General features: G+C 50.5%; 12 protein-coding genes. 9 read left to right on the forward strand and 3 right to left on the reverse strand.

Annotated elements, in window-relative coordinates:
- Positions 1-65: 65 nt before the first annotated feature.
- Both WC598_RS07350 and cobS read left to right on the forward strand, forming a co-directional pair.
- Positions 66-500 carry a phosphatidylglycerophosphatase A gene (locus tag WC598_RS07350; protein ID WP_372960831.1) on the forward strand — a complete coding sequence of 145 codons (435 nt, stop codon included), beginning with the start codon at positions 66-68 and terminating at the stop codon, positions 498-500.
- Complete coding sequence (gene cobS / locus WC598_RS07355; RefSeq protein ID WP_372960832.1) at positions 497-1,207, forward strand: adenosylcobinamide-GDP ribazoletransferase; 711 nt, start codon at positions 497-499, stop codon at positions 1,205-1,207. Before WC598_RS07350 ends, cobS begins: the two co-directional genes overlap by 4 nt.
- Positions 1,208-1,391: 184 nt before the next feature.
- On the opposite strand, the gene WC598_RS07360 is transcribed toward cobS, so the two are convergent.
- Complete coding sequence (locus tag WC598_RS07360; RefSeq protein ID WP_372960833.1) at positions 1,392-1,688, reverse strand: hypothetical protein; 297 nt, start codon at positions 1,686-1,688, stop codon at positions 1,392-1,394.
- 164 nt (positions 1,689-1,852) lie between these two features.
- Between WC598_RS07360 and tuf the strand changes: the two genes are divergently transcribed.
- From tuf to WC598_RS07375, 3 genes are read left to right on the forward strand one after another with little or no spacing between them, the layout of a single operon-like run.
- Positions 1,853-3,133, forward strand: a complete 1,281-nt coding sequence (gene tuf / locus WC598_RS07365) for a translation elongation factor EF-1 subunit alpha (protein ID WP_372960834.1) — start codon at positions 1,853-1,855, stop codon at positions 3,131-3,133.
- 15 nt (positions 3,134-3,148) lie between these two features.
- Positions 3,149-3,457 (forward strand): 30S ribosomal protein S10, encoded by a 309-nt coding sequence (gene rpsJ / locus WC598_RS07370; protein ID WP_320162706.1) that lies wholly within the window; start codon positions 3,149-3,151, stop codon positions 3,455-3,457.
- 9 nt (positions 3,458-3,466) lie between these two features.
- Positions 3,467-5,080, forward strand: a complete 1,614-nt coding sequence (locus WC598_RS07375; protein WP_372960835.1) for a flippase activity-associated protein Agl23 — start codon at positions 3,467-3,469, stop codon at positions 5,078-5,080.
- Between the two features lie 365 nt (positions 5,081-5,445).
- Here WC598_RS07375 and WC598_RS07380 read toward each other — a convergent pair whose 3' ends face one another.
- Positions 5,446-6,369: a hypothetical protein gene (locus WC598_RS07380; protein ID WP_372960836.1), complete on the reverse strand. Its 924-nt coding sequence runs from the start codon at positions 6,367-6,369 to the stop codon at positions 5,446-5,448.
- A gap of 206 nt (positions 6,370-6,575) precedes the next feature.
- The gene (locus tag WC598_RS07385; RefSeq protein WP_372960837.1) at positions 6,576-7,757 is read right to left on the reverse strand and encodes a tubulin/FtsZ family protein; all 1,182 of its coding nucleotides are present in this window, start codon (positions 7,755-7,757) and stop codon (positions 6,576-6,578) included.
- Between the two features lie 204 nt (positions 7,758-7,961).
- On the opposite strand from WC598_RS07385, the gene WC598_RS07390 reads away from it, so the two are divergent.
- From WC598_RS07390 to WC598_RS07405, 4 genes are read left to right on the forward strand one after another with little or no spacing between them, the layout of a single operon-like run.
- Entirely contained in the window at positions 7,962-9,194 is a 1,233-nt protein-coding gene (locus tag WC598_RS07390; protein ID WP_372960838.1) for an NAD(P)/FAD-dependent oxidoreductase, read from the forward strand.
- Positions 9,187-9,903 carry a dolichyl-phosphate beta-glucosyltransferase gene (locus tag WC598_RS07395; protein WP_372960839.1) on the forward strand — a complete coding sequence of 239 codons (717 nt, stop codon included), beginning with the start codon at positions 9,187-9,189 and terminating at the stop codon, positions 9,901-9,903. The genes WC598_RS07390 and WC598_RS07395 overlap by 8 nt, the downstream gene beginning before the upstream one ends.
- Positions 9,887-10,858 carry a lysylphosphatidylglycerol synthase transmembrane domain-containing protein gene (locus tag WC598_RS07400; RefSeq protein WP_372960840.1) on the forward strand — a complete coding sequence of 324 codons (972 nt, stop codon included), beginning with the start codon at positions 9,887-9,889 and terminating at the stop codon, positions 10,856-10,858. Before WC598_RS07395 ends, WC598_RS07400 begins: the two co-directional genes overlap by 17 nt.
- 19 nt (positions 10,859-10,877) lie before the next feature.
- Positions 10,878-12,848: a DUF2298 domain-containing protein gene (locus WC598_RS07405; protein ID WP_372960841.1), complete on the forward strand. Its 1,971-nt coding sequence runs from the start codon at positions 10,878-10,880 to the stop codon at positions 12,846-12,848.
- The last annotated feature ends 53 nt before the right edge of the window (positions 12,849-12,901 follow it).

The following is a 12,901-nucleotide window of genomic DNA, read 5'->3' on the forward strand; positions in this document are numbered from 1 at the left end:
TCAAGATATCGGAAAAGGAAAATCCGTAATGATATAATAGTCCGGCCATTCCAACACCTAATCACATGTTTGAGATCGAACAGCGGTTGCGGGCTCAGGGAATTACCATTGATGATATGGTGACAGCAGCCATGGGGCTTTACGTATCCCACGGGATGCCGGAGGAGGAAGCGGCCCTTGAGATCAAGAAAAAGATCAAAAAATTCCTGGATGATCCCAATGTCGCCTCCCTTCTTCTTGGCGCGATTCTCCTTGAGGAGGAACTCTACACGAAACGGAAGGATTCTGAAATAGCCGATGACCCGGTCTTTCTGCTCAGCGACGAGATTATCGGGATGGCAATCGCGGAATGTATCGGCGGGACCTATGCCCGGTTCGAATTCACCCGTTACGACCAGAAGAAGCCCGGGATCCTCGCAAAACTCGGGCCGTTTCTCGACGATGCAGTCGCAGGACTGATTGCCGGGTGCACCTCTCGGCTGTACAGCGAATGCCTATGAAACCGCTCATCTCCCTCATCCAGTTCTCGACGATCCTGCCACTAGGAAAACCACAGGATCTCGAACAGTTTGCCCGCAATTCATACCTGTACCCCATTGCAGGCTATCTCATCGGGGGAATTGTTGCCCTGGTAGTCTTTTTTATCCCGGATCGCACGATTTCAGCTGCGATCGCCATCACCGGTCTTATGTTGCTGACCGGTGCCCACCACTTTGATGGCCTGCTGGATCTTGGCGATGCACTGATGGCGCACGGTGACCGGGAAAAACGTATCCGCGCACTCACCGATATCCACATCGGAGCCGGGGGTGTGGCGCTCGGTATTGCGGTTACGATTCTCCTGTTTGCGGGCCTGCAGGCCTCATCCGCGATTGTCTGGGCCCTCATCATAGGAGAGGTCTGCGCGAAGTTCTCCATGGCATTTCTCACTGCATACGGCGCGCCATTCCGTCAGGGCATCCATAGTTACCTCCACCAGTTTTCCCGGCCATATTATCCGGTTCTTGCAGCTATGCTTTGTATCCCGCTCATTCTTCTTCCGATCTCTCCCCTGAAAGTACTCGGGGCTTTTATACTGATGATCCTGTGTCCAGCGATCCTGCTTCTCGTCTCCAAGCACTTATTCGGAGGAGTCAATGGGGATGTTGTCGGCGCATCCAATGAGATCACACGGGCATGTGTCATTATCGCCATAGCCTTGATCTGATCCCGGTCAGATCATCAGGATCAATATCCAAATCCACCCAAACAACACCAAGGCATTTCTTATCGTTGATGATAAGCGGAGTTTACTGTCGCGCATGGAGCGGCACTCATTTCAGAGCAGATGGATAATCTCCATTAAGATACGTTCCGGGCAGATAGACGAGAATCAAAAAACAGTCAAAAGATTAATAGAGGGTGGTAAATCCCCGATTTTCATCGTCACTGCATTCTATGGCTGAACCGTCACGGATCAGAGTATTGAACATCATTGCTGCATTCATCAGGGTATCGTCGGATGCCTTTCCGCTTCGCATATCGCTAAGTGCCTGGTTCTGCGGGGTCGGGACAGCCCGTTTTCCAACCCATACACCTGAACAGTGTCGGCAGTACGCGCAATGGCTGTAAACCGAGACATCGCCATCGGCACAGGCTACTGTGACGCGTTGTTTCTTTTCATCCCGCTGGAATTCCAGTCTCTTCATACAGAAAAGATATTCTGACATCCGATATGATAATACCGATGTGAGATCTTCACCGGAAAACCGGCCTCCGTCAATCGAAATATTTTAAATAGTTGGGTCTCATATAAGTAATACTCGCATAAATTGACTGTAAGCGGACAGTCTTATTTGGAGGATTACATAAAATGGCAGCATCTGACAAGCCCCACATGAATCTGGCCGTAATCGGCCACATCGACCACGGAAAGTCAACTACCGTCGGACGGATGATGTTCGAGACCGGCGCTGTGCCGGCCCACATCATTGAAGGCTACCGCAAGGAAGCAGAGTCCAAGGGAAAGGCAACGTTCGAATTTGCATGGGTTATGGATAACCTCAAGGAAGAGCGTGAGAGAGGTATCACCATCGATATCGCTCACAAGCGGTTCGATACCGCCAAGTTCTACTTCACGGTCGTAGACTGTCCAGGACACAGAGACTTCGTCAAGAACATGATCACCGGTGCATCCCAGGCGGATGCCGCGATCCTCGTTGTTGCGGCTCCCGACGGCCCGATGGAGCAGACCAAGGAGCACGTATTCCTTGCAAGGACTCTTGGCATCACCCAGATCATCATTGCCATCAACAAGATGGACGCAGTCAAGTATGATGAGAAGCGGTTCAACGAAGTCAAGAAGGATCTCTCCGACCTCATCAAGATGGTTGGGTACAAGCCGGAAGAGACTCCCTTCATCCCCATCAGCTCCCTTCAGGGAGTCAACATCAAGGTTAACAGCCCCGAGACCCCCTGGTACAAAGGCCAGCCACTCATCGCGGCACTCGACACCTTCAAGGAGCCGGCGAAACCAACTGACAAGCCCATGCGCCTGCCAATTCAGGATGTTTACAGCATCAGCGGTATCGGCACTGTGCCAGTCGGCCGTGTTGAAACCGGTATTGTGAAGAAGGGAATGAAGGTATCCTTCATGCCCGCTAACAAGGCAGGGGAAATCAAGTCAATTGAGATGCACCACGAGGAAATCCCCCAGGCAGTTCCTGGTGACAACGTTGGTTTCAACGTCCGTGGTATCGGCAAAGGCGATATCCGCCGTGGCGATGTTATGGGCCCGGCAGAAGCACCACCAACTGTTGCAGATGAATTCACCGCACAGATCGTTGTGCTCCAGCACCCAAGTGCACTGACCGTCGGGTACACGCCGGTCTTCCACTGCCACACAACCCAGACTGCATGCACGTTCGTCGAGCTCAAGAAGAAACTCGACCCCAGATCGGGCCAGACCAAGGAAGAGAACCCAACCTTCCTTAAGTCAGGAGATGCAGCCATCGTCGTCATCAAGCCGACAAAACCGATGGTCATCGAAAACGTCAAGGAGCTCCCGCAGCTCGGCAGATTTGCCGTCCGCGATATGGGTTCAACGATTGCCGCCGGCATGTGTATCGCAGTTCAGCCAAAACAGATGCTATAATTTTTTGGTGTTACCATGCAAAAAGCCAGAATTCGCCTGACAGGGACTGATTTCAACAAAGTAGAGATGGTCTGTGATAGAATCCGTGAGATCGCAGAGCGCACAGGTGTTAATCTGGCCGGCCCGATACCGCTTCCGACCAAACGTCTGGTCGTACCAATCCGCAAGAGTCCAGATGGAGAGGGAACTGCAACGTGGGACCGCTGGCAGCTGCGGGTCCACAAGCGCCTCATCGACATTGATGCCGATGAGCGTGCTCTCCGCCAACTGATGCGTATTCAGGTGCCAAAAGATATCGGCATTGAAATTGTTCTCGAGAGTTGAAGGTGCGGCGTGCAGCAGGCCGCTATTTTTTCTTCAAAAATTAAACAATTATTTACTTTTGAAAGAATTTTTTTCCTGATCCTTCTCGTTACCATTGTAGTACGATTCTGGAACCTCGATCTCAAACTCTTCCATCACGATGAGGCAATCCACTCATGGTTCTCGTATGAGCTCCTGACCAAGGGCACATGGATGTATGATCCAAGTTACCATGGCCCGTTCCTGTATTATATAACAGCCGGGATGTTCTCGGTATTCGGGGACTCCGATCTGGTAGCACGGCTCCTGCCGGCGCTCTTTGGCACCCTGCTCATCCCTCTGGTCTATTGCATCTACAGGCTTGGGTATATCAACAAGAACCAGACACTCGTTGCGGCGATCTTCCTTGCCCTTTCCCCGGACATGGTGTATTTTTCCCGGTTTCTTCGCCATGATATATTCATGCTTTTTTTCACCCTCCTCCTCCTGGTTGCCCTGCTTTATTATTTCGAGCGAGGGCAGACACGGTTTGCGGTTATCGCAGCAATAGCAGCAGCAGGAGGCCTTGCATGTAAAGAAGAGATGCCAGTGATTCTTCTCATCTTTGCATCCTTTTTCCTGTATGCAATCTGGAGAGGGAAATTTATCCTGCCACCCAGATGGAAACGCGACCTTATTCTGTGCCTATTCACCCTTATCGCCATAATGGCAATCCTGTACTCAGGTTTTGGTGTGCACTTAGAAACACTCCAAAGCGGCTGGCTGGAGGCAATAAAACACTGGACCGCTATGCATAACCAGCAGCGCCTGGGAGGTCCATGGTTCTTCTACGTCCCGCTCTTCCTGCTGTATGAATTGCCAATATTTATTCTTGCAGTCATTGGTGTCATCCTGTTCATGGTTACCGGTATTCACCCGTCACCTCCGCTGATGCGGCTGAAAAACTGGATCCTCCTCCGGGACAGCAGACTTACGGTTGCCCAGCTGGCAGGAACCGCGCTTCGTCAGTTGAAAGAAAAGCAGGCGGGATATTCCAAATCTGACGAATTTTTCAGATTCTGTATCTACTGGATGCTCCTATCTATGGCATTTTACGCGTATGTAGGAGAGAAAGTTCCCTGGCTGCTCATCCACCAGCTCCTCCCCATGTGCTTTGTGGCAGTATACAAACTGAACTGGCAGAAAACCGCAGTTGCCATTGTAGGATGTATATTCCTTGTCGTGATGACCTGGCATGTGGCATTCGTCCCGGTAGATATCAACGAGCCAATTGTCCAGGTCCAGAATTCTGAAGACATGCATATGGTAATGCAGCTCATTGATGCATCGGATCACGTCGTGGTCGCATCCAAGGATTACTGGCCGCTTCCTTGGTATTACCGGGGAGATCGGTGGAGTAAAATCTCGTTTTATGGAAATCTGACGGATGAAGATACCCTTACGCAGAATGACCCGGATGTCATTATTCTTCATGATACCGAGAGTTATCCCTCGCTAAAAGGGTACGACAAAGTAACTTACAAACTGAGTTACTGGTTCTCCGTTTATGATAATCAGAACCGGCTGATCGATTACTACCTGCACCGGGACGGGAAAATGGGGAGCATCAATATCGATGTCTTTACCCAAAGGAAAACAGTCTAATTTTTTTGCTAACTACTCGGTCTCTTTTGCAACAGGCTTAACCCAAGGGTGACTTTATACCTGAAGTGAATAACTCTTCAGTCTATTGAAGGGCTGATTCGCAAAATGTTTTTTTATCAGTTCCCTGGCATATCCCGAGGATCATCACAATCTGCAGATGGTTCGCATATCAGGAAAAACGCTCGAAGACCACGATCAGACCCATGGATACGCAGTAAAAAAGAATGGATCGTGAATCCTCATTTATCGCCATTTTCTGGGCATGTTATCGGTGTTATCACATGAACAGTAATCTCCGGGATGATGAGCAGATATTGAAAAACAGAATTACCTTAAATATAGAAAACAGGGGGGAGATGAAATATTTATCCGAGTTCGTCCCAGCGTGAACGTTTCCGGTAAATTATTACTCCCACAACCACCAGAACAACGACAATAATCCCTGCGATTATGAAAACCAAGCCGTCAATCTTGGGGAAAGAGAAACTCCATCCCGAACTGAGCTTTTTCTGGAGAGTAAGCGCATCCGTGTAGGATTCATTACCCTTATCAAATGCTTCCTGAGCCTTTGTCCGGGCCTGATCATAGTTTCCACTGGCTATTTCATCATTCGCAGTTGAGATATAACTGACAGCGACTTCGCGCTTCGTGATGATAGTTGGGAGGCCGGCGTCATTTGCCGTGCTCTGGTTTCCTTTGAACCAGGCGATTACCACATCCACATTATTAATGGGAGTCTGGGCATTTGCCACGTCATATTCAGCCCACGCTTTGTTAAGGGCTTTTTCTCCATCCGTGATGGAGGTCTGAGCGGCAGTAATGTAACTCTGGGCAGTCTCATACTGGCTGGATGTCAGGGCACGAGCTGCGTCAATTTTTGACTTGGCATCATTATACTTGGACTCAGCAGCTGAGGTATCGATACCAAGGGCAGATTTTTCATCGATATGTGAGCGGAAGGTCTGCAGGTCGTTGGAGCGAGCGGATATAGCAGTCGCCACTTCAGCGGTGTTGATGATCGTTGCTTTCTGTTCCCGCATAGTACTTGTAATCAGGGAATTTCCACTGTCGTATTCCCCGATTTTCACAATTGTTTTTTCAGAGGTTTTAGTAACGGCGGGTACAGTTCCCTGAAGAGTGACACGGATCGACTCTTCAACACCGGATTTGTAGGACAACTCAAAACCAGTGATCGTGAGTGTACGCCCACCGGTTGGCTGCCGTGGATTTTCAATACCGTCAAGAAGGATGGTATATGTCCACTGCGGTTTTTCAAGATCTGTTGTCATTTGCAGATCATTTGAAGAAGAAAATGTGGTGCTGCCAGTCGATTGGAGATCAACTTTATATGATACGGTAACCGCCGTACCGGGGGTCAGAGATCCCGCCGGGTCAACCGTTATCGAAGATACCGTGAATGCCGTAACAGCCTGAATACACAATAAAAATGCGACCGTAATTAATATCCATTTATTGAATCCCTTCATCATCATCCTCACTCGAAAAGGGGGTCGATACCCTCTTCAAACATACTGGATTTTTTCTCTTTTGACTTAATAACATCTTCCTTTGTTTCTTTGGCGATATCAAGGAGTTCTTTGATTCGCGGGGCATTTCCTACCGTCGCAAGCATAACAACCGCTGCAATATATTCGCTGTTTACCGGATAATCTCCGCCACGGACTTCAACACCGGCAATATTCTCCTCGACCCAGCTTTTTGCCTTCTCAACACCCTTGCGATCCATCTCTTCGGGGGGCCCGGCAAGGAGAACCAGGGCGCGTTCAGCGGTAGAATAATCACAGGGAAGGGTCAGTCGCCCGAGCATTGCCCTGCGCACAAGGGCAACAATCTTGGCAGACCGGTCCTCCCCCATCAGTGCTTCTTCGTTTGCCTCTTTTTTACCGCCAAACTTGTCTTTCAGACCGCCCAATAGCCCACGCTGTTGTTTTGTCCGCTTACTGATGACTTCGCTGACCGCATACCCCACAGAGGTGATGCCTCCCCCCCGCAGCGTGTTGATGATCTCACTGGAGTCTACCACCATCTCACCAACGGCCATGCCCTTGTTCACTTCCCCGGCACGGAAGAGGACCGCAAAACGCCTCACAACCTCATTGTTAAGGCGCTGAAATGCGGTCTTGACGCTCTCGCCTTCATTTTTCCAGGCACTATTATCGAAAATAAACGTGTTGTCCGCTTCGTTCACAAGGGTTGTCAGGCTGCGGGCGGCATTATAGGAATAGAGCCGTCCTTCTTCAGGAGCAGGAATAATGCCGATGGCGTATACGGGTTCGCGATAAATTCTCTTAAGATGACGGGCAAGAACCGGTGATCCGCCGGATCCTGTTCCACCGCCAAGACCTGCCACAATGACAAACGCATCAACATCATGAGTGCCTCTCATGTCGATAGCACTGATAATGCTGTCAATTTCATCGGCAGTGACCCGGGCACCGGTAACGTTGTCGGTGCCTACACCATGACCTTTCACCATGGTCTGGCCAATGAGAATCCTATCCTTCATCTCGATATTCTTGAGCCCCATCAGATCCGTTCTTGCGGTATTGACGGCAATTCCTCTAAAACTGTTGGTTCCGAGCTTTCTATCCTGCTCGATGAACATATCGACAATTTTGCCGCCAGCCTGGCCAAACCCTATGAAAAATACCCGCATCCGGTTACACCATCCAATAGGCTAACAGTTAATTACTTTATTTTTATTTCTTTTAAGTCCTTTTGCTGATATGACCATTTATTATGACCTTTTATTTCGACAGTGTAAAAACTTTCTTATACCACCTTCGAGGACATGGAAACGCATCTGGACTCTTTGCGGAGCCTTTTTCATTTCGCCACGAAAATACTATAGATCACTTACATGAAGATTGGTATCATCGGTGGGGGATTGACCGGGCTTATCGCAGCCCACGCACTTGTTCAGGAACACGAGGTGGACCTTTACGAGAAACTGCCCTATCTTGGAGGATGTCTTTCTTCGTACAATATGGAGAAATACTGGATCGAGCGGTATTACCATCACTGTTTTTCCGGAGATACTGCCCTGTTCTCCCTTCTGGGAGAATTGAACCTCTCAGGTAAACTCGAGTGGGTGAACGGGACAACCGGCTATTTTGCCCGAAACACCATCTACCCCCTGAACACTCCCGTCCAGATTCTGAAGTATCCCGAGCTTTCCATTACGGATAAAGCCCGCTTAGCCTGGCTGACCCTGACTGCAAAAAAAGCCGATCTCAAAGCCCTTGACCAGGTTCCGGCAGACCAGTATATCATAGAAAACCTCGGCTGGAATATCTACACGTCCTTCTTCGAACCGCTCCTGAAAAGCAAATTCGGGGACCGGAGAAAAGAGGTATCTGCTGCCTGGCTGATGAGCCGTATCGCAATCCGGTCGAATCGCGGTGCGGCAGGAGAGCGACTGGGGTACCTTAACGGGGGGTTCCACCAGATCGTTGCGGCCCTTGAATCCTCCATTGAGGCAAAGGGGGGCAAGGTGCTCAAACAGACGCCGGCCTCAGCCCTTTCGCACACGGAAAACAGTTGGACGATAAATGGTGCACGATACGATGCCGTGATCTCAACAATTCCCCCTCAGGAACTGGCACATATGGGGGGCCCGGCCCTTCCCCAGATCCCATACCAAGGTGCAGCCTGCATGACACTCGCAATGGACCGCGAAGTGACCAAAGGAATATACTGGCTGAATATGAAGGACTCTGCCCCGTACGGAGCTGTGGTCTCCCACACGAATTTTATTCCATTGGAAAGGTACGGTGAACATATTGTATACCTTGCGTCCTATTTCTCCGGCATAGTTCCGCCGCAACTCGATGAGCGGATGATGGCAGACTTCTGTAACCGGTTCGGAGTCAAGACGCAGGAAATCCACTGGCACAGGATGGCAGTAGACCCATGGGCCGGTCCCGTCTATACAACAGGGTATGGATCGCTGATCCCCGCATATGAACAGAGCGGACTCTACATGGCAGGGATGTTTTCAAAAACAAACTACCCGGAACGGAGCATGGAGGGATCCATACGTGCCGGCCTCGACATCGCAGCGTGCATAAAAAAGCGGAATTCCCATGAGTAAGCCTGAAGTAACGGCCATCATTCCCGTATATAATGATCATCACTCACTTGGGGCGGCTATCCCGAGATCCCTTGAAACCCTCGCGAAAATTACGCCGGATTTTGAGATTATTGTTGCAGAAGATGGCAGTACTGACGGAAGTACGGAGTTTGTGCGGGATTACGAGAAACGGGATCCACGGGTCCGTCTGCTCCATCGCGATGAACGGCAGGGGAGGGGAAAAGCGCTCAACCGGGCAATTCGTGAAGCGAACGGATCCATTGTCTGCTACTACGACGTAGACCTCGCAACCGACATGCAGCATCTGGAAGAACTTGTCGGGGCGATCCGAGGAGGATACGATATTGCAACCGGGTCTCGGCTGCTCCCCGACAGTGATATCGTCAGGACCGGGGGGCGCGAGATCGCAAGCCGCTCGTACAACCTGCTGGTCAGAACAATTCTCGGGAGTAAGGTCTTCGATCACCAGTGCGGGTTTAAAGCCTTCAATAAAGAACGCATTCTTCCGGTCCTCCCGACCATCCGCTCAAACCACTGGTTCTGGGACACGGAGATCCTTGTCCGCGGACAGCGCATGGGATTCCGGGTCAGGGAATTCCCTGTTCACTGGAGAGCGGGAAAAGGGACAACCGTCAGGATGAAAGACGTATTTGAGATGGGATCCGCGATCCTGCGGTTATGGTGGCAGATCCATGTATCGAAAGATTAGCGCTATCGTCATCCCAACGGTCATCGCAGTCGGCATCATCGTTTACATGCTCTATAGCGTCCGGGACGAGCTTCTGACAGCAATCCAGCATATCAAACCGGAATACCTGCTTATCGCCATGTTGATCTGCCTCGCGGCCTGGTGGCTCCGGGGATGGCGGTATCATGCCATTCTCAAGAGCCTCAGTTACGATGTGAGTGTCCGGTTTGCCACAGCCTGCATTTTTGTCAGTCAGACCGTCAACCTGGTAGTACCTGCACGACTGGGTGATTTTGTCCGGGTCTTTATCCTTAAGCACGAGTATAACACCAGTTACTCGGAAGGTGTATCATCTCTCGTGGTGGAACGGGTTTTTGATATCTTCACTATTGCACTCCTCGGATTAATCTCCATATTCTTTGTTCTCAACGTACCTTCGGAATACCTCCTGCTCATTTTAATCCCACTCATTGCCGGCATGGTTTTTTTTGTTTTTTTACTGTTTATCGGAAAATTTTCCTCAAAGAACAAGTATATTGCCATCATTCTCACGATGCTCCATGAGATCAAGAAAGCCTCCCTTACTTTGAAGTCCATCCTCGTTTTAGGCTGTTCTTCGATTTTTATCTGGCTTCTCGATATCCTTGTCTGTGTTGCGGTTGTGCTGATGTTCCAGCAGACGATCTCTTTTGCGGTTATCGTACTTGCAATCGTGATCGGAAACTTAGTAAAGGCAATCCCGATCACTCCGGGGGGTATTGGAACATACGAGCTTTCAATGGCGATCGTATTCGGACTTGATGGCGTAGATCCGGCAATCGCGACACTGATAGCGGTCATCGATCACCTGATCAAGAACCTTGTCACCCTGGCCGGAGGAATAATCTCAATTTATTCCCTTGGGGACTGGGTTATCCCCAGTATCAAGGAAGCCTTCAATTCAAAATTCGGCGGAGGGAAACAGCCTGACCACTGATCTCCAGGTTCTTTCCGTGATGAGCTGGCTGGTCATCATCACTCTTCTCCAGCTGGCATTCTATCCCGGCCTTAAGAAGACCTTCGGGCAGTTTGCATTCCCGGTCTCATTCTCTGCCTCCCTCCTTGTTTTTACCATCATCTCCTGGTACTGCGGCCTTGTACGGCTTCCCATCCATATTGCCCTGATCCCGTTCCTTGTGCTCATTGGTTACAATATATACAAGCGCAATTACCGGATCAGCGAACTGAAAGCCGAGTGGCACTGGGAAGCCCTGTTCCTGATCTGCTTTTTCCTCATGCTGGATGTGCGGTTTGTCAACCCCACGATCTCGTACGCAGAGAAATTCATGGACCATGGATTCCTGGCATCCATTATACACACACCTGTCGTACCTCCGCTTGACCCGTGGTTTGCCGGGGGAACACTCAATGTGTATTATTACCTTGGCTACTGGATGTTCGGCTGCCTTGCAATCGTAAGCGGCGTTCCTTCAACTATCGCCTTCAACCTCGCCCTCCCCACGGTTTTCGGCATAGCTGCCGTGAACGTGTATGCAATCGGAACGCTCCTGCTGAGCCGGTTCCGCTGGCTGCCGCTTCTTGTCTTCTTCCTCCCGAACCCTTCATTTTTCTACCAGATCGCCCAGGGAAAAGCTATGGGCACGGTCCTCTGGGACAGCACCCGTACCATCACCAACACGATCAACGAATATCCCCTCTTCTCGTTCATCTGGGGAGATGTTCACGCTCATGTGGTTTCAATATTCAACCAGGTTTTTCTGATCTTCCTGCTCCTCTATGCCTTCAAACGATGGGAGTCTCTGGAAACCCGGGGGAAAATTATCCTGACCGGCCTTGCTGCACTCAGCCTTGGCTCCATGCCGCTGATCAATACCTGGGATGTCCTGATCTATGCCCCGATAACCGTGTTGTTCATCGCATTGATCCTCTGGAGAAACCGGGCTTCATGGTCCAGGAAAAGATCGCTCTGGTATCTCTGCGCGGTACCTCCCCTCGCCATCCTGAGTTACCTGCCCTTCTACGTGCAGCTCCAAACCCACACCGGTATGATCGCAATCGTTCGCACCCCATCAATCCCAACAGAATTTCTTCTGGTAAACGGGCTCTTTATCGCTCTCGTTATCGCGTTTTTGTACCGGGACATTATCCGGCGCCCGTACCTGCTCATTGTCATACTCCCGTTCATCCTTGCAGGCTACACGGCAGCGGGGATTGCTGCGATTCCCATGGTGTACCTGATCGCCAGAAAACCCTGGGATCTTCCCGAGATCCTCTCCATGCTGGGACTTGCCATCCTGGTCTTCTGCGAATTATTCTATCTCATGGATAACATGGGCGAGACATACTTCCGCATGAACACGGTATTCAAGTGTTACCTTCCTGCATGGCTGATGCTTGGGATGGGGACTTTCACCTTGGCCGGGAGGTGGCTTGAAGAGTCGCGGAAGATCCCGGTCATCGCAACCCGGACAACAGCAGTGGTAACAGTCACGGTCATCTGCCTGCTGTTTATTGTTCCCTTTGCCGCCTCGTTCAACCTTGGTTACGGCACGGGCACCCTCGACGGAATTGCATATCTGGAAAGTTCCCATCCCGGGGATGCCGGGGCAATTGCATACTTACGGGCACTTCCCGGTAACGAGTGCATTGTCGAAGCAGAGGGGGGGGACTATACGTATTATTCGCGGGTATCCTCGTTTACCGGTATTCCCGCCATCATCGGCATGCCATTCCACGAGTTCATGTGGAGGAGCGATGATACCGGATGGTTCAACACGAGACTCGCGGATATCAGATCCATCTACGAGAAGCCGGATGAGACGGTTTCTCTGATGAAAAAATACAATGCAACACTCCTCTATGTCGGTGATCCGGAGCGCGAGCGGTATACCGTGAATATCTCAACGGCTGGGCTTGAGAAAGTATATTCCGAAAAGGGCACTGATATCTACCGGCTTGTCGTGTGAGTCACACCATCTGCCCTTCCGTATATACCGGACAGACGGTTGCAGGTACCCGG

The organism is Methanoregula sp. (genome assembly GCF_041645475.1).
GTDB lineage: Archaea > Halobacteriota > Methanomicrobia > Methanomicrobiales > Methanospirillaceae > Methanoregula.